Below are 23,783 nucleotides of genomic sequence, written 5' to 3' on the forward strand. Positions count from 1 at the left end.
AGCGGGCTTGCTCGCGATTGTTCGACGCGGTGTTCCTGCTTTACCGCGCCGCCTGAATCGCGAGCAAGCCCGCTCCCACATAAATGGCGCTAAGCCACAAACCGCCGCATAAACACCACATGCTGGCGTTGCGCCGCCTCCTGCGTGGTCGGACGCATATGCACGCCCTCCCCCGGCAAGCACTGGGCCAGTCGCGCCAGCGCCAAAGGCGTCAAGGCGCCAAGTCGCGGGTAACCGCCAATGGTCTGGCGGTCATTGAGCAGCACGATCGGCTGGCCATCCGGCGGCACTTGAATGGCGCCCAGCGGTATCCCTTCCGAGATCATCGGTGCGCCCTGATACACCAACGCAGGCCCCAGCAAACGGATGCCCATGCGATCGGCGCGAGTGTCCAGCGTCCAGGCGCTGTTGAAAGCATCGAAGGTACTTTGCCCGCTGAAAGCACCCATTTGCGCGCCCATTACCACGTCCAGCGCCGGATTGGCGCTGAATACCGGTTGCAGTTCGCATGGCAACTCTCGCAATTGCCCGGCATGCCCGGCGTACGTCAATTCATCACCTGCCACCAGCCCGCGACCAAAACCATCCGGCCCGCCGAGCTGCTCACGGGCGACAGTCGCGCAACTGCCCAGCACTTGCGGCGCAACAAAGCCCGCGGGCGCTGCCAGATAAGCCCGAGCACCGCTCAGCGGCCGGGTAAATACAAGGGTCTGGCCTTGCTTCAGGACAAAACTGCGCCAGGGCTTGAGCGGCTGCCCGTCAATGGTGGCCGCCAGGTCCGCGCCCGCCAATGCCAGAGTGCAATCGGCCTTGGCAACAAGGGTCAGGCCGCCCAGGGTGATTTCAATCACCGCTGCATCCGGCGAATTGCCCAGCAGCCAGTTGGCCCAGGCCATCGACAGCCAGTCTGCGGCGCCGCCCTGGGTTACGCCCAAATGCCGCACGCCAAAACGCCCCGCGTCTTGCAGCAGGCACAATGGAGTGCTGGCCTGAATCAATAAGTGGCTCATGCCAAGGCCTCCTGAGGCGTGTCGTCACCGCCCAGGCGGATAAATTCAGCATGGGACACGGGTGCAAACTGCACCCTGTCACCGGGTTGCATCAGGCTGTAGCCATCACGTTCACGATCAAACAGTGCGCTCGGCGTACGCCCGACCAGGTTCCAGCCCCCCGGGGATTGCGCCGGGTAGGCTGCCGTCTGTCGCTCGGCAATGCCCACGCTGCCACTGGCCACACGCTTGCGCGGGGTGTTCAGGCGTGGCGCGGCCAGAGCCTCTTCAACCAGCCCCATAAAGGCAAAACCTGGAGCAAAACCCAGGGCAAACACCTGGTATTCGTGCTCACTGTGCCGGCGAATCACTTCGCTTACCGAGCAGCCGGCGCGCTGGGCCAGCAACGTCAGTTCCGGGCCCACGCTCACGTCGTACCACACGGGCAGCACATGACACTGGCCAAGGTTGCGGGTTTCCGGGCGCAGGTCGGTCAAGGCCTGGGCGATCAATTCACGGGCCTGGGCCGGGGTCAGCGCCAGCCCGTCGTAATGCACCATCATTGTGGTGTAGGACGGCACCAGATCGATCAGATGCACCGCAAAGCAGGTGCGGATCCGCTCGCTGGCAGCCAGTATCCAGGGCATGTTGCTTTCGGCAATTTCATCAAACAGGCGCAGCATCAGGCAATCGATGGCGACCACTTCGATACGCGGCTTCATGCCCGCGCCTGCTGCTCAAGGGCTTCGCGAATACGCTGCACAGCAGCAATCGAGCTAATGTTGTCGCCATGCACACACAGGGTATCAGCGTGCAAATGCAGGGCACTGCCGTCACTGGCAAGCAGGGCCTTGCCCGCTGCAATGGTCAGGGCCTGCTGCACGATGACATCCGCATCGTGGTGGACTGCCCCCGGTAGTTGTCGCGAGACCAGCCGCCCGGCGTTGTCGTAGGCGCGGTCGGCAAACGCTTCAAACCACAGTGTTACCCCAAACTCGTCGCCGATTGCCTGGGCGGCACTGTTGTCTCGCGTGGCCATCAGCATGAGCGGCAAGCTGGAATCGTAAGCGGCCACAGCCTGAACCACTGCCCGCAGCTGTACCGGGTTGGCCATCATGTCGTTGTACATCGCGCCGTGGGGTTTGACATAGCTGACCTGCACACCCTGTGCGCGGCAAATACCGTCCAGTGCACCGATCTGATAATGCAGCAGATCCTGCACTTCCTGCGCCGAATAGCTCATGGATCGGCGCCCAAAGCCCGCCAGATCCTGATACGCCGGATGAGCACCGATCTTCACATTATGCGCCACAGCCAGGGCCACGGTTTTGCGCATGATGCCCGGGTCGCCGGCATGAAAGCCGCAGGCAATGTTGGCGCAATCGATAAACGGCATGACTTCGGCATCCAGGCCCATGGTCCAGCTGCCAAAACTCTCACCAATGTCACAATTCAATAACAGGCGGCTCACGATGATGCTCCTGTGGTCTTTTTATAGATTAGGTAGGAGCATTTTTCGACAGGCGCGGGCCATTCGTCCAACTAATAAAAGCCGGGCTCGGGCATAAGAAAAATTTGATTGCTTAACATTTCTTGTGAAAGGGGATATTCCCCCGGGGTCAGTAGCTGCGCTCGCGGCGGGCAATGCGCTCACGCTGGCGTTTGCCGCCGAGCACGACCCAGTCCACCAGCCGCAGGAAACCTTCGATAATGAAGGAGAACAGCAAGGCACCCGCCATCGCCCAACCAATGGCGCTCGGCGACAACAACACCTGGTAGGTGTAGGCGTTCAGGGTTTCTTCGCGAATGGCCGGATCAGCCGCATAGGCCACTTGCAGGGCGCGCATGTACCACGGGCCCTGCATGGCCTGGAACTGCTCATCAAGCAGGCGTTGACGGTTGAGCAAGGTGCCGAGGCTGCCGGCATCACTGCGAAAAACCGGGTCATCGCTGGCCTGGTAATGGGCCACCAGCGCTTGCAGGTCACCCTTGAAAAACTGGTTGGCGGTGTTCTGGAACCCCGCCAACCCGGTCTGGGCCTCGATCAGATGAGCTTCAACACGGTTGGCGTAATCATTGATAAACCCCGGCACTTGCACACCGATCAGCAGGCCAAGGGTAAACAATACCAACCGCAGGTAGCTCAGGAACATACACACCCATCCTTATTCGGTTATGCCCTGGCTGACGCATTCACCGCGTCGCCACAGACTCCATTGGCCCGGTTCGTAGCGTGTCCAGGTTTCGTTTTCAGTCAGTGGCTCGGTGGCAATCACGGTGACTACATCGTTGGGCGTGGTCTCTGCCTGAAAATCGACGATAACATCGACATCTTTCAGGCGCGCCGGGCCAAACGGGGCTCGCCGGGTAATTTGCGCCAGCTTGGTCGAGCAATAGCAGAAAAGCCAGTCGCCATCACTGAGCAGGCAATTGAACACGCCTTTGCTGCGAAACTCGGCGCAGGCCTCAACCAGCACCGGCAGGATGCGTTCGACGTCGACCGGCTCCGGGAAGGCTTCACGGACCCGGTTGAGCAGGTCACAGAACGCCGCTTCACTGTCGGTATCACCAATAGGGCGGTAAAAACTCGTACTCGGAGAAAAGTCGGCCAACTGGCCATTGTGCGCAAAACACCAGTTGCGTCCCCACAGCTCGCGAACAAACGGGTGGGTATTGGACAGGCACACCTTGCCCACGTTGGCCTGGCGGATATGGCCAATCACCACTTCGCTTTTGATCGGGTAACGCTGTACCAGCAGGGCGACTTCGGAGTCGCAACTGGCGGCAGGGTCCTGGAACAAGCGCAGGCCCCGGCCTTCATAGAAGGCAATGCCCCAGCCATCACGATGCGGGCCAGTACGCCCGCCGCGCTGCATCAGGCCGGTAAAGCTGAACACAATATCAGTCGGGACGTTGGCGCTCATGCCCAATAATTCACACACGCTCGCACTCTCGCATTCAGGCTGGACGAAACAAAATTACAACCGCGGCTCAACCCGTGACGGGCCCGATGCACGCGGCGCACTCTTTGGAACATGACGGTCATCGCCGGCCGGGCCAAAAGGCTGGTCGTCTTCAGGATCGGCCTGACGGGCTTTGGCGGCCGCGGCGGCTTGAGCCTTGCGGGCTTTGCCGGAGCGCTCGATCGGCCAGCGGATCAGCACAAATATAGCGTAAACGCACAGTGCAATTATGGCGTACATCAGCAGGTCAGAGACCGCGCGCCAGGCGTTGTCGCCCACTTTAAAGGCCAGATCCAGAGCAGCAATCGCCACTGCAGGGGCAAATTTTTCCTTGACCGGGTCAATGATGGTCGGGCTGAACAGCAACACGGCCATTAATACCCGCAACGGTTCGCGCAACCAGCGCCACATAAAGCGGGTCATGCGGCACCATACGAGCAGGCAGCCCAAAGCAGCAAAGGCGTAAAGGCCCCAGGCGATCAGATAGTCGTTCTCGGTCATGGTATCCATGGTCGGCAGGCAATGAGAGGCTATGATAACGGCTTTTAGGCAGTGCGGCTGCAACGCCGTCAGCGTCACTTATTTTTCATGCAGATTTCAGAGCACACTCAATGACCCAATCAGCCTCCCCAATCAGCGCTCCTATCGCACATAAGATCGAGGGCTCAGACCCTTACTCGTGGCTGCAAAACCGCGACAGTGACGAGGTTTTGGACTACCTGAAAGCCGAAAACAGTTATCAGGAGGCGCAGTTGGCCGACCAGGCTGAATTGCGGGAGACGCTATTTCAAGAGATCAAGGGACGGATTCGCGAGACTGATCTGTCGCTGCCCTCCCCCTGGGGCCCGTATCTGTATTACACGCGCACCAACGCCGGCGATGAATACGCCCGCCACTACCGTTGCCCGCGCCCGGCCGATGACAGCCAGCAGGTGGACGAGAACGCCGAACATTTGTTGCTGGACCCCAATGCATTGGCCGATGGTGGCTTTATTTCTCTGGGGGCGTTCAGTATCAGCCCCGATCACCAGCGCCTGGCCTACAGCCTGGACACCAGCGGCGAAGAAACCTACCGCCTGTTTGTAAAAGAGCTGGGCAGCGGCACGGTCACCGAGCTGCCGTTTGAAGACTGCGATGGCAGCATGACTTGGGCGAATGACAGCCAGACCCTGTTTTTCGCCGGGCTGGACGACACCCATCGTCCGCACAAGTTGTTTCGCCACACCCTCGGCGAAACAGCTGCCCATGAAGTATTCCATGAAGCGGACGGGAGGTTTTTCCTGCACTGCTACCGCTCTAGTTCTGAACAGCAACTGATTTTGTTGCTTAACAGTAAAACCACCAGCGAAACCTGGGTGCTGGACGCCAACCTGCCGCGCCAGCCCTTCAGCTGTCTGGCACTACGGGTTGAAAACCACGACTACAGCGTCGATCACGGCCTGTTTGAAGGCCAGTGGGCGTGGTTTATCCGCACCAATCAGGACGGCATCAACTTTGCCCTGTATTACGCCTTCGGCGAGGTGCCGTCACGCAATGACTGGCAGCCACTGATTGCCCATAGTGACAGCGTGATGCTGGAAGGCATGACCCTCAACGCCCAAGCCTTGTGCCTGAGCCTGCGCGAGGGCGGCTTGCCCATTATCGAAATCCGCCCCGACGGCCTGACGCCATATCGCGTGCAATTGCCGGACGCGGCCTACAGCCTGTATGTGCAAGACAGCCTGGAATTTGACAGCAAGTACATTCGCCTTCGCTACGAGGCGCTGAATCGCCCGGCACAAGTGCGCCAGTTGACCCTTGCCACAGGCGAGCAAAGCGTTCTCAAGGAAACCCCTGTGCTGGGGCCATTCAACGCCGATGATTACGTCAGCCATCGTTTATGGGCCACCGCCCCCGATGGTACTCAGGTGCCGATCAGCCTGGTGGTCAAACGCGATGTGCTGGGCAAACCTGTGCCGCTCTACCTGTATGGCTACGGGGCCTATGGCGAATGCCTTGACCCGTGGTTTTCCCATGCCCGTCTAAGCCTGCTTGATCGTGGCGTGGCCTTTGCCATTGCCCATGTACGTGGCGGCGGCGAGTTGGGCGAGGCCTGGTATCGCGCGGGCAAGCAGGAACACAAACACAACACCTTCACCGACTTTATCGCCTGCGCCGAACACCTGATCGACCAAGGGCTGACCCGCAGCGAACAACTGGTCATCAGTGGCGGCAGCGCCGGTGGCCTGTTGATCGGTGCCGTACTCAATCAGCGCCCGGAACTGTTCAAGGCAGCGATTGCCGAAGTGCCGTTTGTGGATGTGCTCAACACCATGCTCGACCCGGAACTGCCGCTGACCGTCACCGAATACGACGAATGGGGCAACCCGCAAGACCCCGAGGTCTATGAACGGATCAAGGCTTACGCGCCCTATGAAAACGTTACCGCGCAGGCTTACCCGTCAATGCTGGTGATTGCCGGGTACAACGACAGTCGCGTGCAGTACTGGGAAGCGGCCAAATGGGTGGCCAAGCTGCGCGCCAGCAAGACCGACAACAACCTGCTGTTGCTCAAGACTGAACTGGAGGCGGGCCATGGCGGCATGAGCGGGCGTTATCAGGGCTTGCGCGACGTGGCGCTGGAATATGCATTTGTGTTCAAGGTGCTGGGGATTTGACAGCCCCGCCGATCACACCCCTCTTCAACCGTTAGAGATACTGTAACCGTGGGAGCGAGCCTGCTCGCGAAGATCGTTCCCGAGCAGGCTCGCTCCCGCAAAGGCAAAGCATCAGCTCGGTGGATGCACGGTCAATCCTGCGAGCTTTTGCCCTTCGGGTCTTTAAGCTCCAGCCCCGGCAGTGGCTGATCCTTGGGCGGCTGCGGCAGGTCGATCGGTGGCAGCGGTATCAGGCTGCCACTACCGGCCACAGGCTTGGGCACGGCGCGCGGGGTGATTTGCGGGTACGGGGTTGGCGTGGCGGTGCCCGGCGAACCCGGCGCGGCTGTCACGGGGGTAATCGGTACTGTGGTCAATTCCGCTGCCTGGGCCGCACTTATCAAGAGCGCGCACCCTGCAATGGCCGTTAGAATAGTGCGTTTCATCAATCACTCCGTTGCCAGACCGGCTTGTCTGCCCTCAGGCTACTCGTAACCTGCGGTTTTTGCCCCCCTCAATGAGATTTTCATGAAACGTTTTGTTTTGCTCGACACCACTCCGATCCCCGAAAACGGCGGCGCCTTGTGCCTGTTCGAGTATGGCGAAGACTTCGTGATCAAGATTCAGGGTGGTGATGGCGGCCAGCTGATGAACACCCGCATGCACGGCTCCGAAGACGCACTGGCCGAAATACCTTGCCGCAAAGTCGCAGGGCGCCAGCAATCGCGGGTACTGATCGGCGGGCTGGGCATGGGCTTTACCCTGGCTTCAGCACTCAAACATCTGGGTAAAACGGCTGAAGTGGTGGTTGCCGAGCTGGTACCCGGCGTTGTGGAATGGAACCGCGGCCCGCTTGGCGAAAAATCGGGCAACCCGTTGCAAGACCCACGCACCGTGATTCGCATGGAAGACGTGGCCAAGGTGCTGCAAGCCGAACCCAACGGTTTTGACGCAATCATGCTCGACGTCGACAACGGCCCCGAAGGCCTGACCCAAAAAGCCAATAGCTGGCTGTATTCGGCCGGCGGCCTGAGTGCCTGCGCCAAGGCCTTGCGCCCCAAAGGCATACTGGCGGTATGGTCTGCCAGTGCCGACAAACAATTTTCGGACAAACTGCGCAAAGCCGGTTTCAAGGCTGAGGAAGTCCAGGTGTTTGCCCACGGCAACAAGGGCACCCGACACACCATCTGGATTGCAGAAAAAATCAAAGGCTGATCAACAGCTAAACTTAACGACATAACCGTCATTAGTCTTACAAGGTGAACCCATGAGTTCGGCGAATCCACCCTCCCACACCGCCAAGCTGGATCGCATCCTGGCCGATGCCCAGCGTGACCGCGAAATGGGCTATCGCGACAAGGCCCTGAAAATGTACCCCCACGTGTGCGGCCGCTGCGCCCGTGAATTTGCCGGCAAGCGCCTGAGCGAGCTGACTGTTCACCACCGCGACCACAACCACGACAACAACCCGCAGGACGGCTCCAACTGGGAGCTGCTGTGCCTGTACTGCCATGATAACGAGCACTCGCGCTACACGGACCAGCAGTACTTTTCGGACAGTTCCACCAGCAGCCCGAAAATTGCCAAGGCCACCCACAACCCGTTCGCCGCGCTGGCCGGGCTGATGAAAAAAGACGAGTAGCCTGTTTTCGTTGCAACTGCCGAAACTGCGTCCGATTGCGCAGCGATCGTAAAACCAGAGCCCGCGACTTCACGAGCAGACCGCAAGGCTCGGGCTTTACGACGACTCCGTCGCCGGACGCAGCCTGCGGCAGCTGCTACGGAGTTTGGGACAACACAGGTATACTCGCGTCTTTTTTCGCAAGGGCTCGGGCACGTGGCAAACAAACGGTACAGCTGCATTGGTTTGTATAACCCCAAATCACCGGAAAACGTCGGCTCGGTGATGCGTGCGGCTGGTTGCTACAACGTGGCGTCGGTGTTTTATACCGGCAAGCGCTATGAACGCGCCCGCGACTTCATCACCGATACCAAGAAAGTCCATCAGGATATCCCGCTGATCGGTATCGATGACCTGAAAAAAATCATCCCCCTGGGCTGTATCCCCGTCGCCGTAGAAATGGTCGAGGGCGCGCGCCCATTGCCCGAGTACACCCACCCGGATCGGGCGATTTATATCTTTGGCCCGGAAGACGGATCCCTCGGCAAGGATGTGCTGGAATGGTGTGAGGACGTGATTTACATCCCCACCACCGGCTGCATGAACCTGGCTGCAACAGTCAACGTGGTGCTCTACGACCGCTTGGCCAAGGGCAACAATACCCGTTCCGGGCCCAAGTTCGGCTAGGTCAGACCTTGCCTCTGTTCTGCTGGCTGGCACTCCAGTCCACCAGCAGGCTGTAGGCGATGGCGAGCAAGGTGGGGCCGATGAACAGGCCGATAAAGCCGAAAGCTATCAAGCCGCCAAACACGCCTAGCAGCACGATCACCAGTGGCAGGTTGCCGCCCCGACTGATCAGATAAGGCTTGAGCACGTTATCGACACCGCTGATGATCAGCGTGCCCCAGATGCCGAGAAAGATCGCCATCCCGTAGTCACCCTTCCAGACCAGCCAGGCCGTGGCAGGCACCCAGATCAGCGGCGGCCCCATCGGAATCAGGCTGAGCAGGAACGTAGCCAGCCCAAGCACCAGCGCCCCCGGCACGCCGGCAATCAAGAAGCCGATCAATGCCAGCAATGCCTGCGCCGCTGCGGTGCCGATCACACCGTTGACCACGCGCTGCACGGTACCGGCCACCAGCTCCTGATAATAATCCGCGCGCTCACCAATCAGGCGCTCCAGCAGCCCGTGGACAAAACTCGCCAGACGCGGCCCGTCACGATAGAAAAAGAACACAAAGACAATACTCAGCGTCAGTTCCAGAATACCGCTGCCGATCTGTGCACTGCGCGCCAGCAACCAGTTACCGACCTGCCCCAGGTAAGGCTTGATGGCCACCAGCATTGCCGCACCCTGCTCGTCGATGGTGTTCCAGATGCCCACCAGACGCTCCCCCACCAGCGGCAGACCGGCCAGCCAGGCCGGCGCTTCAGGCAAACCTTCAAGCTGCACATCCTTGACGAAGGTGGTGGCATCGCGAACATGATCTGCCAGGTTCAACCCCAGCCACACCAGAGGCCCGGCCACCAACAGCATCCAGCCCAGGGTAAGGATGCCGGCAGCGAGCGACTCGCGCCCACCGAGCAAGCGTGTCAGCAGGCGCATCAGGGGCCAACTGGCAAATGCCAGTACCGCGCCCCAGAACAAGGCCGACCAGAAAGGGGCCATCACCCACAGGCTGGCACCGAACAACACCAGGAGCAGAATCTGCACCAGCAGGCGATCGTTATTGAGCATGTGTGTTCCACAGAAAATTCAGAAATCAAAGAAGGACGACGACTACGTAGAGTGTAGTCGTCGTTTACACAGGCTTAACGCAACAGTTCGATGCGCAACCCTTTGGCCTGACCGTCACCCAGTTCCAGGCGCGACGCCCGTACACCGTTAGCGATCAGCGCATCGCGCCAGGCGCCAGCCTTGGCACCGGTTAAACTGACCCTGGAGGTTGCATCCAGGTTCAATGCCCTTGAAATTAACGTCAGCCACTGAGTGTCCGGGTCGCCCGCAAGCTTGGGAAAATCCAGCTCGCCCGTGCTTTTAAGCTGGCGTTGCAGGGTGGCCGAGGTAGGCAACAGTTCTCCCAGGTCGGCACTCGCCTGCATCTGCTCAACGTGCAGATAGGCCTTGCGATTGCCCCGATTGATCCCGTACAGGGCAACCAGCTGGTTCTGAGCGGGGGCCGCACGGCGCAGCAGCAAGTAAGACTGCTGCTCGTCGGAGCCCACCAGCTTGGAATTGCCGAACACTTCATTGGCCCACAGGCTGCTTTCGCCACAGTCACGAGCCTGACACCAGAACAACAACTCGGCGCCCTGCTTTTGCAACGCCTCGCGTGCAGCGGTAAAGGCTTCGGTGGCCGAGTGCTCGGCAGGCAGCTCGTAGGTGACGGCCGTTATCTGACCACGGGCATTGACCTGCCCTTCGAATCGCAGGCGGCCGCTGATCTTGCGGATCGAGCCCATCGGGTAGATACGTTCGACATCGGGCCGCACGCTGTAATCGACAATCTGCGCGTCCGCGAGGCGCGGCACATCCGGCAAATCACTGCTGCCGGGCACATCGCTGGCCCAAAGTAACGGGCTCAAACAGCCCAGGCCCAGAGCCAGGATAAATCGGCTGGGTATTTTCATCGGCGCACATCACCGGGTGATGACGTGTGGCTGAGCATCCTCACGATAGAGACCGGGTGGCCTTTCGGGGTCGCAGCGGTGTACAGATCTATCATGGTTGTCTCCCATTTCAACCCGCCAAGCCTCGACAGTTGCTAGCCGCAAGTCAAGGAACAGCGAAGAAGCGATTGAAACAGTCTGCAACAAGGATCGCTCCCGCCTCGTCATTCAGGTGCAAATGATGGCCACCCGGCAACCGTTCCAGGTTGAAGGGTAGCCGATCCAGTAGCTCGGGGTGGCTGGCCAGCATGCCCTGCTGCGCCACCACCAGGGTGGTCGGGCAACTCACCCGTCGTACAAAGGACATCGCCTGCTCGTCACTCAGGCGCAAGGGCGATGGCAAGGTGAGCCGGCTGTCGCTGCGCCAGCTGTAGCCGCCGGGCACTGGCATCAGCCCGCGCTGGGCGAGCAGCTCGGCGGCCTCACGGCTGACGGCTACCAGGCCTTTCATCCGCGCTTCGACAGCCCGGTCGAGTGTCGGATGCACCGACTTGCGCTTGTGCTCCAGATCGAGCTGCGCCTGCAGGGCCTGGCCCATGCGCTCGGCGGCATCACCCTCGGGGCCGCTGCGCGCGACAATGCCATCAATCAGCCCCATGCGGGTCACGCGCTCCGGGAACGAACCGGCAATGACCACAGACACAATGGCACCCAGTGAGTGCCCAAGCAGAGCAAAGCGCTCCCAGCCCAGTTGCTCGGCCACGCACAGCACATCAAAGGCATAGTCCGCCAGCGCATAGCCGGCGCCACGGGGACGGTGATCGGAATGGCCATGCCCGGCAAAATCCAGGGCCACGATACGCAAGCCCGTCAGCTTTGGCGCCAGCCGGGCAAAGCTGTTGGCGTTATCCAGCCAGCCATGCAGGGCGATAACAGGCAAGCCATCCTCGGGGCCGAATATATGTGCAGCCAGCTCGATATGCGGCAGGCTCAGACGAATTTCTTCAACCACAGGGCTCATGCGAAATGCTCGTTAAAGGCCGGGATGACGGAGTTCCCAGCGGGCAAAAATCTGTTTCAGCAGGCTGGCGGTATCCTGCGGCTGCTCAAGCGGGAACATGTGCCCGCCCGGCACGCTCAACGCCTCGCCGTTGGGCATGCGCGCCACCGCCCTGGCATGATGGTTCATGACCACGCGGCTGTCGCGACCACGCACCACGGTCAGCGGCACCTGCAGCTTGAAGGCCTGCCCCGGACTGGTATGCGGAACGCTGCGATAGATATCGATTTCGGTGGCAGGGTCAAAGCGCAACCGCAAACACTCATCCACAGGTTGCAAGCCGTGCTCCAGATAGGCCTCGAAGCAATCGGGGTCAAAGCTGCGAAACAGTGATTTGCCGGCAAAGTAAGCGCGTGCCGCTTCACGGTCGGCAAACTCTTCACGCCGCCCCAGCGTGCGACCGGCGGGGGTCAGGCGATCAATCAGGCCAAAGCGCTTGGCCGCGCGAATCACCCATTGATCAGTGCGCGTCAACACCGGCGAATCCAGCATGACGACGCCCCGGTAAAGCTGCGGGCAGCGGATTGCGGCATGCAAATGCAACATCCCGCCCAGCGAGTGACCCACGCCCAGTACGGGCCCGGCTTGCTGGCGAAGATGATATATCAGCTCATCGACCAGGTTATGCCAGTTGTTGTCCACCGGGTAACGCGGGTCATGCCCGTGCTGTGACAAATGCGTCACGCAAAAATCCGGCGCCAGGGCATTGAACAACTTCCCGTACGTGGCTGAAGGGAAGCCGTTGGCATGGGCGAAAAAAATCTGCCGAGACATACAAGGCATCCAGATGTAGGAAGAATGCCGTATTGTCTGCAGGAATATTCTTCATATCAATGACCGTATGCGCCATGAGTGACGACACTACGGCCATTGACTGACCGTTTGATCACCGCGCTGGGGGTGTTTCACCCAGGGGCACAACGGCGATGGTCAGGCGCGAGATGCAGTTTATTTTACCGCTGTCGTCGCTCAGGCGGATATCCCACACATGGGTGGTGCGACCGATATGGACCGGGCGTGCGATTGCACTCACCCGGCCGCTACGCACGCCACGCAAGTGGTTGGCATTGACCTCAAGGCCCACACAATAGAATTTTTGCGTATCGATGCACATGTAGCTGGCCATCGAGCCGAGTGTTTCTGCCAGCACCACCGAGGCACCGCCATGCAGCAAGCCGAAGGGCTGGTGGGTACGATGGTCCACTACCATGCTTGCGGTGATGGAGTTGTCGTCAAACGCATCGAACGTGATATCCAGCACATCGCAAATGGTATTTTTGCGCATTTCATTGAGGCGTGCCAGATCTGGCTGGGTCGTCCACAAGCTCATGTGGTCATTCCTTGGTCAGTGAGTGTTGATGACGGAGCCACTGGCCCTCGACGCAAGCGTCAAATGCCATTAACCCGCCTCCAACTATCTTGCACTACGACCGTACTGTGCAACCGCTGCAATGCTCAGGGGTGATATGCGCTGAGCAATGTCATGCTGCCCGCCAGCGGCCACTCACCTTCAAACTCCACCAGGCTGGCCGTGTGCATGGGCTGCGGTTGCCGCATGTGCCCGTGCAGCATCAGGCTGATCAATTCACCTACAAACGGCTGATGACTGACCAACAGCACATTGCCGCTGTCCGGCAGTTTGCCGAGCGCATACTTGGGTTCGCTTTCGGGCGTCAGCCAGGGCACGGTGACGGGTGGCGATGAAAAGCCCAGGGCCTGGCAAACCAACGCGGCGGTTTGCTGGGCGCGCACATAAGGACTGACCAGAATGCAGTCCAGCGGCTGGCCAATCAAATGAGCGGCGCTGCCCAGCACCTGCTCACGCCCGTGGGGGGGTCAGCTCACGCTCGGCATCACGGCGGGCATGGGGCTCGGCTTCGCCATGACGCAGAATCCAGACTTTCATGGCTTGGTCCCTTCACCATTGGCGCCTGGCGTGTAGGGCGCTTCGCCTTCAGGTGCCCGCGGCACTGGCCAGTCGGCGAACGGCCAGGGTTTCTGTTCGGTGTGAAAACTGCCGAAACGACCGATCTGCGCCAGGTAAAGGCTCAGGCTGTCACCAAAGTTCATCAAGCCGCCATTGGGCGCACCGTAGACCACACGGTAAATCAACTGCACCAGCACCAGCCCGCCAAGAACCAGTTGTGCCACCTGCCAGACCAGCAGGAAAACCAGCATCCACAGCACGCGCAAAACAAGCGACTCGTACTTGGGTGCGTTTTTAGTGTCGTTCATGTGCTGCTCCTGTGGTGCTCAGTTAAAACCGCTGGTGGAGATAAAGTCGACATCGGTCTTGGGCTCGCCACGCATCAATTGCCCGATCACCTGCTCCAGGGTGTAGCCCTCGAACAGGATTGCGTGCAACCCGGCAACCAATGGCATGTAAACGTTCAGTTCCTGCGCCTTGGCCTTGAGTACCTTAAGGGTATTCACGCCTTCGGCCACTTCACCCAGGCGGGTAACGGCATCTTCAAGGCTCAGCCCCTGCCCCAGGGCAAAGCCGACCTGATAGTTGCGGCTTTTAGGCGATGAGCAGGTAACGATCAAGTCGCCTACTCCTGCCAGCCCGAGAAAGGTCATGGGGTTGGCACCCTGGCTGACGGCGAAGCGAGTCATTTCTGCCAAGGCACGGGTAATCAGCATGCTTTTGGTGTTCTCGCCCATACCCAGCGCCACGGCCATGCCGGCGATGATCGCGTAAACGTTTTTCAGGGCCCCGCCCAGCTCCACGCCAAAGCGGTCGGCACTGGCGTAGACACGGAACGTGCGGCCATGCAGTGCAGCCTGCACGCGGGTGCAGAGTTCTTCGTCGACGCTGGCGACCACGGTGGCAGTCAGCGCATGTTCGGCCACCTCGCGGGCGAGGTTGGGCCCGGACAGCACACCAATGCGTGCCTGCGGGGCGATTTCTTCAAGGATCTCGCTCATCAGCTTGAAGCTGTGGGCTTCAATCCCCTTGGTCAGGCTGACCAGCATCTTGCCGCTCAGGCGCCCGGCATGCTCCGCCAGCACACTGCGCAAGGCGCTGGACGGCAAAGCCACGAAGCACAACTGGCAGGCATCGAGTGTGGCCTGCAAGTCAGTGACCGGCTCGACCCCGGGATGAATCTTGATACCTTTAAGGTAACGAGGGTTTTCACGGTTGAGGCGAATGGCCTCGGCTTGCTCGGGGTCGCGCATCCACTGATGCACTCGATGACCGTTTTCTGCCAGCAAGTTGGCCACGGCGGTGCCAAAGCTTCCGCCTCCCAAGACCGCAATAGCGTGCTGTTCAGTCATATGCAATCCCGTTATCCATCTAGCAGTGGCAATGACGGCATTATACGGAGCACATCCCCCGCGACCAGCCCCACAGCATATAGATGGCCATGACTGAAAAAGAACAGGACCTCGGTTACCATGCGGTTCCGGTACTCACACCCAGAGGCAGCATTGCTGCACTTCAAAATGAACACGCGCAGGTCAAGGATGACAATGGACAGTGGAAATGGACTGACGCACTGGCGACTGACCGACGGAGCCGCGTTCCCATGATGACTCGCAGCCGGTGGGACATCCACACCCGCACGCAGATGATGAGTCTGGGCCCGGCCCTGCTATTGACGCTGTTGCTGATCAGCTTTTTTACCTTCGTACGAATCCAGGATTTGCGCCAGGAACTCAAGCACACCGGCCAATTGATCGCCAACCAGCTGGCACCCGCCACCGAGTACGGGATCATGTCGGGGAACAACGATGTGCTGGAAACCCTGATCAACGCCTCGCTGAACATTCCCCATGTTCAATTCGTGCAGGTACAGAACCGGGCCAACGACATACTGGCCCACGCCGAGCATCCCGCGCCCAATGCTGACAAGAGCTCGCAGGTTGAAGTGTTTCAGGCGCCGGTCAGAGTGCAGAAGAGCCCCTCCGGCGGTTATTTACTGCTCGGCAATCGACAGGCTGCGGACCTGACAGAAGATTATCTGGGCCGGGTACTGGTCGGCATGTCCGGCGAAGCGTTCAGCACGCGCCAGCAGGAAATCCTGCTCAAGGCCGTGATTCTTGCCTTGTTTGCCCTGGGCTTCACTTATCTGCTGGCCAAGCGCCTGGCGTCCAACCTGTCCAGGCCCATCAGTGACATGAGCAAGGCGGTCAAGGCCATCCAGTACGGCGACTATAAAACCCCCTTGCCCGTGGTCGACGACGGCGAGCTGGGCACATTGGCCCAACACATCAACAACCTGGCCACAGGCCTTGAGCAAGCCAGCCGCGAGCAACAATCTGCCATTGCGCAATTGATCCAGACACGTGAAGAAGCCGAGCGTGCCAACCGTGCGAAAACCGACTTCCTGGCCATGATGAGTCACGAACTGCGCACCCCCATGAACGGCGTACTGGGCATGCTGCAACTGCTGGAAACCACGCAGATGACCGAAGAGCAGGCCGAATATGCCGCCCTGGCATCGGAATCCACCGAGCACTTGCTCAAGGTCATCAACGATATCCTCGATTTCTCCCGAATCGAACGCTCAGCGCTGGAGCTGGAGCGTATCCCCTTCAACCTCGCCGAAATGGTCAGCAACTGCGCCCAGGCATTCCAGCACAACGCCGTGCAACGTGGCCTGCACTTGCAACTGAACATTCCTGAAGGGCTGCAGGACTTGCCTGTACTGGGCGATCCGACCCGGATCCGGCAAATCCTGGTCAACCTGATCGGTAATGCCCTGAAGTTCACTGAACGGGGTCAGGTCATTATCGAACCGCTCTGGCAACAACTGGATCACGAACTGATCTGGTTTACCTGCGCCGTACGTGACAGCGGCATCGGGATCAACAGCGAAAAACTGGACGCCATGTTCACCGCCTTCCAGCAGGCCGACAGCTCTATTTCCCGACGTTATGGCGGCACCGGGCTGGGCCTGCCCATCGCCCGCACGCTGGCGGAGCGAATGGGCGGCACGCTGCACGCCATGAGCGAAGAGGCCCAAGGCTCGGTGTTCACTCTCGAAATCCCGCTGCAACTGCATCAACCCGTCACGCTCAGCCAGAGACCGTTGCTGGAGCCTGGGGCCATCTGTGCACCCGGGCGCAAAGTGCTGCTGGTGGAAGACAACCAGGTTAACCAGACCGTCATTGAGGCCATGCTAAGCAGCCTGGGGTATGAAGTGACTATGGTCAGTGACGGTGCACAGGCCATTCACTTTGCCAACAGCGAGCGCTTCGCCGCGATCTTGATGGACTGCCGGCTGCCGATCATCAACGGCTATGAAGCCACCCGGCAAATCCGCCAGTTGCCCGGTTGCCGGGCCCTGCCCATCATCGCCCTGACCGCCAATGCCCTGCAGGGCGACCGGGAGACCTGCCTGCAGGCCGGAATGAACGATTACCTGGCAAAGCCGTTCAAACGCGCTGACCTGGAACAAATTCTGCAGCGCTGGGTCCAGTAACTTATGGCTAAAAGGCCACCTGCGACTGGCGTAAAAGACAAAAGTGCGGCAGTCTTAGGCACCCGAATGGGCCACTGAACCGGCCCGATTTAAATTTTCAGTGCACAAGTGTACATTCTTGTCCTTTGCGCTGTGACTTTCACTACAACGCAATAGTCTATGTGTAGGCTGGCGAACTGAAACACCTGTGTTTCAGTTGGTCGGGAAGATTTGCCCCACCCGCCGCATGGGATTATTGAGGAGCTCGCATGACCAAACAAAACGCCTTTACTCGGGAAGATCTGCTGCGCTGTAGCCGCGGCGAACTGTTCGGCCCGGGTAACGCGCAACTGCCCGCCCCTAACATGCTGATGGTAGATCGCATCACCCATATCAGCGAAGAGGGTGGCAAGTACGGCAAAGGTGAATTGGTCGCCGAGCTGGATATCACCCCGGACCTGTGGTTCTTCGCCTGCCATTTCGAAGGCGATCCGGTGATGCCGGGCTGCCTGGGCCTTGATGCCATGTGGCAGCTGGTCGGCTTCTACCTGGGCTGGCAGGGCCTGCCGGGCCGCGGTCGTGCCCTGGGTTCGGGCGAAGTGAAGTTCTTTGGCCAGGTCTTGCCGACCGCCAAGAAAGTCACCTACAACATTCAAATCAAGCGCGTCCTCAAGGGCAAGCTGAACCTGGCCATTGCCGATGGTTCGGTAACTGTCGACGGTCGCGAGATTTATACTGCCGAAGGCCTTCGGGTCGGCGTATTTACTTCCACTGACAACTTTTAAGGGTTATCCGCATGCGCCGCGTCGTTATCACTGGTCTGGGCATCGTTTCGTGCCTGGGCAATGACAAAGAGACCGTCTCCGCTAACCTGCGTGCAAGTCGCCCTGGCATCCGATTCAACCCGGAATATGCCGAAATGGGTCTGCGTAGCCAGGTTTCCGGCTCCATTGACCTGCCTCTCGAAGAACTGATCGATCGCAAGATCTATCGCTTCGTCGGCCACGCAGCGGCTTACGCCTACCTGGCCATGAAAGACGCCATCACTGATTCGGGCCTGACCGAGGAGCAAGTCTCCAACCCGCGTACCGGCCTGATCGCCGGCTCCGGCGGCGCGTCGACCCTGAATCAGATGGAAGCACTCGACATCCTGCGTGAAAAAGGCGTCAAGCGTGTTGGCCCGTACCGCGTTACGCGGACCATGGGCAGCACCGTTTCCGCCTGCCTGGCCACCCCCTTCAAAATCAAGGGCGTGAACTACTCGATCTCCTCTGCCTGCGCCACCAGCGCCCATTGCATCGGCACTGCAGTCGAGCAGATCCAGCTGGGCAAGCAGGACATCGTATTTGCCGGCGGCGGCGAAGAAGAACATTGGAGCCAGTCGTTCCTGTTCGACGCCATGGGCGCCCTGTCCACCCAGTACAACGACACGCCTGAAAAAGCGTCCCGTGCCTACGACAAAAACCGCGACGGCTTCGTCATCGCCGGTGGCGGCGGCATGGTTGTTGTTGAAGAACTGGAACACGCCCTGGCCCGTGGCGCCAAGATCTACGCTGAAATCGTCGGCTACGGCGCAACATCCGACGGCTACGACATGGTTGCCCCAAGCGGTGAAGGCGCCATCCGCTGCATGCAGATGGCAATGGCCACCGTTGACGGCCCGATCGACTACCTCAACACCCACGGCACCTCTACTCCGGTAGGCGACGCCAAGGAAATGGAAGGTGTGCGCGCGGTATTCGGCGACAAGGCCCCGGCCATCAGCTCGACCAAAAGCCTGTCGGGTCACTCCCTGGGCGCCGCAGGCGTTCATGAAGCGATCTACTGCCTGCTGATGATGGAAGGCAATTTCATCGCTGGCTCGGCCAACATCGAAGAGATCGATCCTGTCGTTGCCGACATGCCGATCCTGACCAAGACCCGCGAGAACGTCACGCTCAACAACGTGATGAGCAACAGCTTCGGCTTCGGTGGCACCAACGCCACTCTGGTCCTCAAGCGCTGGGCTGGCAAATAAGCCACCCGCTCGCGACGTAAAAAATGCCCCGACTGGTTCGGGGCATTTTTTTGTCCGAGGGAACGTACAGCCGCCAGCATGCTCTATAAAGATCAGGACGTTTAATCACTCCACGCTGAGGTTTGCCATGACTGTTACCGTTAATACCGTGTCACACGAAGGTTTTCGTCACAGCATCAAGATCGACGATTACGAAGTGTTCACCGATCTGCCCAAAACAATGGGCGGCGAAGGCAGCGCCCCTACCCCCCATGATTATTTCGATGCCGCCCTTGGCGCCTGCAAAGCGCTGACGCTCAAGCTATACGCACAGAGAAAAGAGATCCCGCTCACCGGAGTCACGGTTGAAGTCAAACACGACGCCAGCGAAGAACTTAAGGGCAAATATGCCCTGCACGTCAAACTGACCCTCAAGGGCGTACTGACCGACGCTCAGCGCGAGGAACTGCACAATGTGGCCGACAAGTGCCCGTTGCATAAACTGATGACCACCGCCGAGGTCACCATCGAAACCCACCTGTCTGAAGGCGCTTTCAGCCAGTAACGGCCTGCCGCCCGGATAAGCGCTGGGTTATGCTCAGCGCTTATCCATTGCCGGGCCAGCACCATGCGCGCACTCACAGTGATCCGACCTCGGGCCGAGGACGTAGAAGGCCAACCGATTTTGCGCCCCCTGCCCTCGGCAAAATGCCGCAGCGTCGGGCCATTCGTATTTTTCGACCACATGCTGCTAACCCATTACCCTGCCGGTAGCGGCATGAATATCCGACAGCACCCGCATATTGGTCTGTCTACGCTGACTTATCTGTTTGAAGGCCAGATTCAGCACAAGGACAGCCTGGGATCTGACCAACTGGTGGGTCCCGGCGATGTCAGCTGGATGACCGCCGGTGCAGCCATTACCCATATCGAACGCACGCCGGTATCATTGCTAGAGCAGGGTTCACATTTGCACGGCCTGCAGGTGTGGCTGGCATCACCCAAAACCCACGAGCAAGGTGCAAGCCACTACAGTCATCACCCCGCCGACAGCCTGCCCGTAAGCGACAACCTCGGGGTACGGATTCGCCTGATAGCCGGAACAGGCTTTTGCCTGACTTCGCCGGTACCGGTGCTCTCGCCTACCCTTTACGCAGACGTGCATATGCAAACGGCCACCACCTTGCTGATCCCGGCCGACTACCCGGAACGCGCGCTTTATATGCTTGAAGGTGACGTGCAACTGGATGGCCAGGCACTGGAGCCCCACAGCCTTGTGCTGCTGGAAGCAGGCGAAGAGATGACCCTGAGTGCCGACAGCGACTGCCACCTGGTGCTGATCGGCGGCGCACCGCTGGATGGCCCGCGGCGTATGAACTGGAACTTCGTCGCCAGCGACCCGGCCCTTATCGAAAAGGCCAGAGCGCGCTGGGCGGCAGGCGACTGGCCGACCGTTCCCGGAGAAATCGGCCGGATCGAACTGCCGTAAAACCCGTGCCTTACAAGACCATTGCCGCAACCCAGCCAAAGGCCAGCAGTGGCAAGTTGTAATGCAGGAAGGTGGGCACCACGGTGTCCCAGATGTGGTGATGCTGACCGTCAATATTCAGACCGGAAGTCGGGCCCAGGGTGGAGTCCGACGCTGGCGAACCGGCATCGCCCAGAGCGCCCGCCGTACCGACGATACACACGATGGCCATGGGGCTGAAGCCCAGTTGCACACACAGCGGCACAAAAATGGCCGCCAGGATAGGCACCGTTGAAAAGGACGAGCCGATGCCCATGGTCACCAGCAAACCCACCAGCAACATCAGCAGTGCACCTACCCCCTTGCTGTGGTTGATCCAGCCGGCAGACGCTTCAACCAGCGACTTGACCTCCCCCGTGGCTTTGAGCACTTCGGCGAAACCCGAAGCGGCGATCATGATGAAACCAATCATGGCCATCATTTTCATGCCTTCGGTAAACAGATCGTCGGTCTCACGCCAGCGCACGATCCCCGAGGCCGAGAAAATCAGAAAGCCTGCCAGCGCACCAATGATCATGGAGCCCAGCCACAGCTGTATGATAAACGCCGCTGCAATGGCCACCCCAGCCACCAGCAATGTGCGCGGGTTATAACTAATGGCCACCTGCTCGACCTGCTCGATCTTGCCCAGATCATAATCGCGCTTTTTGCGGTAGCTGATAAATACCGCCACCAGCAAGCCGAACAACATGCCCAAAGCCGGGATTGCCATGGCGTGGGTCACGTTGACAGCGCTGATATCCACGCCACTTTTGCTGACGTTGGCGAGCAGTATCTGGTTGAGGAAGATGTTGCCAAAGCCCACCGGCAAGAACATGTAGGGCGTGATCAAACCAAAGGTCATGACACAGGCGATCAGGCGCCGATCGATTTTCAGTTTGGTCAGCACATACAGCAGCGGCGGAACCAAGAGCGGGATAAAGGCGATATGAATAGGAAGAATATTCTGCGATGAAATAGCCACCACCAGCAGCAAGCCGATCAATAGCCATTTGACCCGATTGCCACCCACGGCTTGCTGCTTGTTGACCATGCGCAGCGCTTTATCGGCCATGGCATGGGCCAGGCCAGACTTGGCAATGGCTACTGCGAAAGCGCCCAGCATCGCATAGGACAAAGCGACCTGAGCACCGCCACCCAAGCCGCCATTAAACGCATTGAGCGTAGCCTCGATACCCAGCCCGCCGACCAGGCCGCCCACAAGGGCACCCACAATCAGTGCGATAACCACATGCACACGGGACAGACTGAGCACCAGCATGATGCCGACCGCGGCAATTACTGCATTCATCATTACAACCTCATAGCGCGCACCACGATAAAAACACCGTGAAGCGGAAAATTTCGGGCAAAAGAAGACTGTTCCAATCGCCGGATCTGGAAGTGTGGGTGTATTTGGGGGCGCACACTTTGCAGCACCATCAGCGTCATGTCAAAGCGCATGCCGATAGCGGCCCCACAATCGTCCACAATCGGCCTTAACCCTAGTATTTGCAGGGCCAAATCGTACTTTTAAAGGGAGGGTCACATACTAAAAAAACGGGGTTTGGCATAAAGAAATACCACCTGCGGCCGCTAACAGACAAAGCCTCTTTTAGTCAGGATGTCTCCATGTCGCTCAGACAGCTTTCCATCCAATGGAAAATCACCCTTCTCGCCGGGCTCAGCCTGCTGGGTGTTGTTACCCTGCTGGTGGGGCTTTCGCTCTATCGCATGGACCACACTGCCGATCTGGTGGAGGCATCCAGCTCGCAGATGCTCAATGAGGCGGCACAGGCACGCATTGAAGCGCAGGGTGAAGCCCAGGCACTGGCAATCAGCCGCCAGTTTATGGACGCCTACCAGTACGGCAACGGCTTCGCCCGCCAAGTCCTGTTTTTGCGTGAGCAATCGGAAAAACGCTTTCTGGATGCCTTCGACCTGCGTGAAGACCTGACCCGTCAGGTCAAAGCCGCCCTGCAGGCCAACCCGGACTTGCTGGGGCTCTCGCTGGTTTTCGAAGCCAACGCACTGGATGGCAAGGATCAGCTGTTCGATCATCAAAAAGAACTGGGCAGTAACGACAAGGGCCGCTTTGCCCTGTACTGGTCGCAACCGACGCCGGGCAAGCTGACCTCGATGGCACTGCCCGAATCAGACATGGCCGATACCAGCACCGGGCCCAGCGGCCAGGCCAACAACGCATGGTTTACCTGCCCGCGCACCACACGCAAACCGTGCATCATCGAGCCTTACTTTTATACAATCGACGGGCAAAGCGTACTGCTGACCAGTATCGTTTTCCCATTGATCGTGGACGGTAAAGTCATCGCTTCGCTGTCGGTGGATATCAACCTCAACAGCTTGCAAGCCCTCAGCCTGCAAGCCAGCCAGCGACTGTACGACGGGGAAACCCGGGTGGGCATCATCAGTTCGGCAGGCATCCTGGCCGGTTTCAGTGCTGATGCCAGCAAACTTGCCCAACGCCTCGACCAGGTCGACAGCAACGATGGCACGGCCCTGATCCGAATGATGGCCAGCGGTGATCAGGTACAAAGCATTCGCAGCCAGCAACGCCTGAAGGTGCTCACACCCTTCCTGCCGATTCCGGGCAGCAAGCCGTGGGGCGTGTTGCTCGACGTACCCGAGAAAGTTCTGATCGGCCCGGCCCAGGCGTTGCAGGCCGAACTGGACGAACGTAATAAAGCCGGAGCTTTGATCGAGCTGGCCTGGGGCTCACTGGCGGCCATTATCGGGCTCTTGCTGGTGTGGCTGATGGCCCGTAGCGTGACCCGGCCAATCCTCGGCGTGGCCCATATGCTGGAAGATATTGCCAGCGGTGAGGGAGACCTGACCCGTCGCCTGGCCTACGATAAAAAAGATGAATTGGGGCAACTGGCCAGCTGGTTCAACCGCTTTCTCGACAAACTGCAACCGACCATCGCCGAGGTCAAACGCTCGGTGCAGGATGCCCGCAGTACGGCCGATCAGTC

24 protein-coding genes and 2 pseudogenes are annotated in these 23,783 nt (G+C 59.5%); 10 read left to right on the forward strand and 16 right to left on the reverse strand.

Features of this window, described 5'->3' with window-relative positions; translation table 11 throughout:
- Positions 1-89 precede the first annotated feature (89 nt).
- The 6 genes from V6L81_RS19045 to V6L81_RS19070 form a co-directional block, all read right to left on the reverse strand.
- Positions 90-1,010, reverse strand: coding sequence for a biotin-dependent carboxyltransferase family protein (locus V6L81_RS19045; protein ID WP_095002684.1), 921 nt, complete (start codon positions 1,008-1,010; stop codon positions 90-92).
- The gene (locus tag V6L81_RS19050) at positions 1,007-1,711 is read right to left on the reverse strand and encodes an allophanate hydrolase subunit 1 (RefSeq protein WP_095002685.1); all 705 of its coding nucleotides are present in this window, start codon (positions 1,709-1,711) and stop codon (positions 1,007-1,009) included. The genes V6L81_RS19045 and V6L81_RS19050 overlap by 4 nt, the downstream gene beginning before the upstream one ends.
- Positions 1,708-2,460, reverse strand: a complete 753-nt coding sequence (locus V6L81_RS19055) for a 5-oxoprolinase subunit PxpA (protein ID WP_095026952.1) — start codon at positions 2,458-2,460, stop codon at positions 1,708-1,710. The genes V6L81_RS19050 and V6L81_RS19055 overlap by 4 nt, the downstream gene beginning before the upstream one ends.
- 148 nt (positions 2,461-2,608) lie before the next feature.
- Positions 2,609-3,142 (reverse strand): DUF2937 family protein, encoded by a 534-nt coding sequence (locus V6L81_RS19060; RefSeq protein ID WP_095002687.1) that lies wholly within the window; start codon positions 3,140-3,142, stop codon positions 2,609-2,611.
- Positions 3,143-3,154: 12 nt separating this feature from the next.
- Positions 3,155-3,931: a class II glutamine amidotransferase gene (locus tag V6L81_RS19065; RefSeq protein ID WP_095002688.1), complete on the reverse strand. Its 777-nt coding sequence runs from the start codon at positions 3,929-3,931 to the stop codon at positions 3,155-3,157.
- A gap of 36 nt (positions 3,932-3,967) precedes the next feature.
- The gene (locus V6L81_RS19070) at positions 3,968-4,462 is read right to left on the reverse strand and encodes an MFS transporter (RefSeq protein WP_095002714.1); all 495 of its coding nucleotides are present in this window, start codon (positions 4,460-4,462) and stop codon (positions 3,968-3,970) included.
- Between the two features lie 101 nt (positions 4,463-4,563).
- Here V6L81_RS19070 and V6L81_RS19075 point away from each other — a divergent pair, with 101 nt between their 5' ends.
- Positions 4,564-6,609, forward strand: coding sequence for a S9 family peptidase (locus tag V6L81_RS19075; RefSeq protein WP_338660265.1), 2,046 nt, complete (start codon positions 4,564-4,566; stop codon positions 6,607-6,609).
- Positions 6,610-6,740: 131 nt separating this feature from the next.
- Here the strand turns inward: V6L81_RS19075 and V6L81_RS19080 are convergent, their stop codons facing one another.
- The gene (locus tag V6L81_RS19080; RefSeq protein ID WP_095018947.1) at positions 6,741-7,034 is read right to left on the reverse strand and encodes a hypothetical protein; all 294 of its coding nucleotides are present in this window, start codon (positions 7,032-7,034) and stop codon (positions 6,741-6,743) included.
- An 82-nt stretch (positions 7,035-7,116) separates the two neighbouring features.
- On the opposite strand from V6L81_RS19080, the gene V6L81_RS19085 reads away from it, so the two are divergent.
- The 3 genes from V6L81_RS19085 to V6L81_RS19095 all read left to right on the forward strand — a co-directional run bounded on the left by V6L81_RS19085 (position 7,117) and on the right by V6L81_RS19095 (position 8,896).
- On the forward strand, positions 7,117-7,803 hold the full coding sequence (locus V6L81_RS19085) for a spermidine synthase (protein WP_095002691.1): 687 nt from the start codon (positions 7,117-7,119) through the stop codon (positions 7,801-7,803).
- Between the two features lie 52 nt (positions 7,804-7,855).
- A complete protein-coding gene (locus V6L81_RS19090) occupies positions 7,856-8,230 on the forward strand; it encodes a YajD family HNH nuclease (protein ID WP_016781673.1) in 375 nt (124 codons plus the stop codon).
- Between the two features lie 195 nt (positions 8,231-8,425).
- Positions 8,426-8,896 carry an RNA methyltransferase gene (locus V6L81_RS19095; RefSeq protein WP_016781674.1) on the forward strand — a complete coding sequence of 157 codons (471 nt, stop codon included), beginning with the start codon at positions 8,426-8,428 and terminating at the stop codon, positions 8,894-8,896.
- Position 8,897: 1 nt separating this feature from the next.
- Here the strand turns inward: V6L81_RS19095 and V6L81_RS19100 are convergent, their stop codons facing one another.
- The 8 genes and pseudogenes from V6L81_RS19100 to V6L81_RS19135 all read right to left on the reverse strand — a co-directional run bounded on the left by V6L81_RS19100 (position 8,898) and on the right by V6L81_RS19135 (position 15,158).
- Entirely contained in the window at positions 8,898-9,947 is a 1,050-nt protein-coding gene (locus V6L81_RS19100) for an AI-2E family transporter (RefSeq protein WP_095002692.1), read from the reverse strand.
- Between the two features lie 74 nt (positions 9,948-10,021).
- Positions 10,022-10,840: a DUF4892 domain-containing protein gene (locus V6L81_RS19105; protein ID WP_095002693.1), complete on the reverse strand. Its 819-nt coding sequence runs from the start codon at positions 10,838-10,840 to the stop codon at positions 10,022-10,024.
- Between the two features lie 145 nt (positions 10,841-10,985).
- Positions 10,986-11,840 (reverse strand): alpha/beta fold hydrolase, encoded by an 855-nt coding sequence (locus tag V6L81_RS19110; protein WP_095018948.1) that lies wholly within the window; start codon positions 11,838-11,840, stop codon positions 10,986-10,988.
- A 12-nt stretch (positions 11,841-11,852) separates the two neighbouring features.
- The gene (locus V6L81_RS19115) at positions 11,853-12,653 is read right to left on the reverse strand and encodes an alpha/beta fold hydrolase (protein ID WP_095002695.1); all 801 of its coding nucleotides are present in this window, start codon (positions 12,651-12,653) and stop codon (positions 11,853-11,855) included.
- Between the two features lie 112 nt (positions 12,654-12,765).
- Complete coding sequence (locus V6L81_RS19120) at positions 12,766-13,209, reverse strand: hotdog fold thioesterase (protein WP_095002696.1); 444 nt, start codon at positions 13,207-13,209, stop codon at positions 12,766-12,768.
- 125 nt (positions 13,210-13,334) lie between these two features.
- Positions 13,335-13,785 (reverse strand): annotated as a pseudogene (sixA, locus tag V6L81_RS19125) (phosphohistidine phosphatase SixA).
- Positions 13,782-14,114 carry a DUF4389 domain-containing protein gene (locus V6L81_RS19130; RefSeq protein ID WP_095002698.1) on the reverse strand — a complete coding sequence of 111 codons (333 nt, stop codon included), beginning with the start codon at positions 14,112-14,114 and terminating at the stop codon, positions 13,782-13,784. Before V6L81_RS19130 ends, sixA begins: the two are co-directional and overlap by 4 nt.
- Before the next feature lie 18 nt (positions 14,115-14,132).
- Complete coding sequence (locus V6L81_RS19135) at positions 14,133-15,158, reverse strand: NAD(P)H-dependent glycerol-3-phosphate dehydrogenase (protein ID WP_218723610.1); 1,026 nt, start codon at positions 15,156-15,158, stop codon at positions 14,133-14,135.
- Between the two features lie 251 nt (positions 15,159-15,409).
- Here V6L81_RS19135 and V6L81_RS19140 point away from each other — a divergent pair, with 251 nt between their 5' ends.
- The 5 genes from V6L81_RS19140 to V6L81_RS19160 all read left to right on the forward strand — a co-directional run bounded on the left by V6L81_RS19140 (position 15,410) and on the right by V6L81_RS19160 (position 20,772).
- Positions 15,410-17,308, forward strand: a complete 1,899-nt coding sequence (locus V6L81_RS19140) for a response regulator (RefSeq protein WP_095002715.1) — start codon at positions 15,410-15,412, stop codon at positions 17,306-17,308.
- Positions 17,309-17,556: 248 nt separating this feature from the next.
- Positions 17,557-18,072, forward strand: a complete 516-nt coding sequence (fabA, locus tag V6L81_RS19145) for a 3-hydroxyacyl-[acyl-carrier-protein] dehydratase FabA (RefSeq protein WP_003210552.1) — start codon at positions 17,557-17,559, stop codon at positions 18,070-18,072.
- Between the two features lie 11 nt (positions 18,073-18,083).
- Positions 18,084-19,304, forward strand: a complete 1,221-nt coding sequence (gene fabB / locus V6L81_RS19150; RefSeq protein ID WP_095002700.1) for a beta-ketoacyl-ACP synthase I — start codon at positions 18,084-18,086, stop codon at positions 19,302-19,304.
- A gap of 127 nt (positions 19,305-19,431) precedes the next feature.
- Positions 19,432-19,848 carry an OsmC family protein gene (locus tag V6L81_RS19155; protein ID WP_338660266.1) on the forward strand — a complete coding sequence of 139 codons (417 nt, stop codon included), beginning with the start codon at positions 19,432-19,434 and terminating at the stop codon, positions 19,846-19,848.
- Between the two features lie 63 nt (positions 19,849-19,911).
- The gene (locus V6L81_RS19160; protein WP_138738191.1) at positions 19,912-20,772 is read left to right on the forward strand and encodes a pirin family protein; all 861 of its coding nucleotides are present in this window, start codon (positions 19,912-19,914) and stop codon (positions 20,770-20,772) included.
- A gap of 10 nt (positions 20,773-20,782) precedes the next feature.
- Here the strand turns inward: V6L81_RS19160 and V6L81_RS19165 are convergent, their stop codons facing one another.
- Positions 20,783-22,102, reverse strand: coding sequence for a Na+/H+ antiporter family protein (locus V6L81_RS19165; RefSeq protein WP_095002716.1), 1,320 nt, complete (start codon positions 22,100-22,102; stop codon positions 20,783-20,785).
- 1,463 nt (positions 22,103-23,565) lie between these two features.
- Between V6L81_RS19165 and V6L81_RS24255 the strand changes: the two are divergent.
- Positions 23,566-23,712 (forward strand): annotated as a pseudogene (locus V6L81_RS24255) (HAMP domain-containing protein); the annotation flags it as partial.
- Between the last annotated feature and the right edge of the window lie 71 nt (positions 23,713-23,783).

It is taken from the genome of Pseudomonas bubulae (assembly GCF_037023725.1).
Classification (GTDB): Bacteria; Pseudomonadota; Gammaproteobacteria; order Pseudomonadales; family Pseudomonadaceae; genus Aquipseudomonas; species Aquipseudomonas bubulae.

What these genes read in the sequence shown, in the direction of transcription:
- V6L81_RS19045 (WP_095002684.1), bottom strand. Translation starts at nt 1,010, where the DNA reads ATGAGCCACTTATTGATTCAGGCCAGCACTCCATTGTGCCTGCTGCAA.
- V6L81_RS19050 (WP_095002685.1), bottom strand. Translation starts at nt 1,711, where the DNA reads ATGAAGCCGCGTATCGAAGTGGTCGCCATCGATTGCCTGATGCTGCGC.
- V6L81_RS19060 (WP_095002687.1), bottom strand. Translation starts at nt 3,142, where the DNA reads ATGTTCCTGAGCTACCTGCGGTTGGTATTGTTTACCCTTGGCCTGCTG.
- V6L81_RS19070 (WP_095002714.1), bottom strand. Translation starts at nt 4,462, where the DNA reads ATGGATACCATGACCGAGAACGACTATCTGATCGCCTGGGGCCTTTAC.
- V6L81_RS19075 (WP_338660265.1), top strand. Translation starts at nt 4,564, where the DNA reads ATGACCCAATCAGCCTCCCCAATCAGCGCTCCTATCGCACATAAGATC.
- V6L81_RS19080 (WP_095018947.1), bottom strand. Translation starts at nt 7,034, where the DNA reads ATGAAACGCACTATTCTAACGGCCATTGCAGGGTGCGCGCTCTTGATA.
- V6L81_RS19085 (WP_095002691.1), top strand. Translation starts at nt 7,117, where the DNA reads ATGAAACGTTTTGTTTTGCTCGACACCACTCCGATCCCCGAAAACGGC.
- V6L81_RS19090 (WP_016781673.1), top strand. Translation starts at nt 7,856, where the DNA reads ATGAGTTCGGCGAATCCACCCTCCCACACCGCCAAGCTGGATCGCATC.
- V6L81_RS19100 (WP_095002692.1), bottom strand. Translation starts at nt 9,947, where the DNA reads ATGCTCAATAACGATCGCCTGCTGGTGCAGATTCTGCTCCTGGTGTTG.
- V6L81_RS19105 (WP_095002693.1), bottom strand. Translation starts at nt 10,840, where the DNA reads ATGAAAATACCCAGCCGATTTATCCTGGCTCTGGGCCTGGGCTGTTTG.
- V6L81_RS19110 (WP_095018948.1), bottom strand. Translation starts at nt 11,840, where the DNA reads ATGAGCCCTGTGGTTGAAGAAATTCGTCTGAGCCTGCCGCATATCGAG.
- V6L81_RS19115 (WP_095002695.1), bottom strand. Translation starts at nt 12,653, where the DNA reads ATGTCTCGGCAGATTTTTTTCGCCCATGCCAACGGCTTCCCTTCAGCC.
- V6L81_RS19120 (WP_095002696.1), bottom strand. Translation starts at nt 13,209, where the DNA reads ATGAGCTTGTGGACGACCCAGCCAGATCTGGCACGCCTCAATGAAATG.
- V6L81_RS19130 (WP_095002698.1), bottom strand. Translation starts at nt 14,114, where the DNA reads ATGAACGACACTAAAAACGCACCCAAGTACGAGTCGCTTGTTTTGCGC.
- V6L81_RS19135 (WP_218723610.1), bottom strand. Translation starts at nt 15,158, where the DNA reads ATGACTGAACAGCACGCTATTGCGGTCTTGGGAGGCGGAAGCTTTGGC.
- V6L81_RS19140 (WP_095002715.1), top strand. Translation starts at nt 15,410, where the DNA reads ATGATGACTCGCAGCCGGTGGGACATCCACACCCGCACGCAGATGATG.
- fabA (WP_003210552.1), top strand. Translation starts at nt 17,557, where the DNA reads ATGACCAAACAAAACGCCTTTACTCGGGAAGATCTGCTGCGCTGTAGC.
- fabB (WP_095002700.1), top strand. Translation starts at nt 18,084, where the DNA reads ATGCGCCGCGTCGTTATCACTGGTCTGGGCATCGTTTCGTGCCTGGGC.
- V6L81_RS19155 (WP_338660266.1), top strand. Translation starts at nt 19,432, where the DNA reads ATGACTGTTACCGTTAATACCGTGTCACACGAAGGTTTTCGTCACAGC.
- V6L81_RS19160 (WP_138738191.1), top strand. Translation starts at nt 19,912, where the DNA reads ATGCGCGCACTCACAGTGATCCGACCTCGGGCCGAGGACGTAGAAGGC.
- V6L81_RS19165 (WP_095002716.1), bottom strand. Translation starts at nt 22,102, where the DNA reads ATGAATGCAGTAATTGCCGCGGTCGGCATCATGCTGGTGCTCAGTCTG.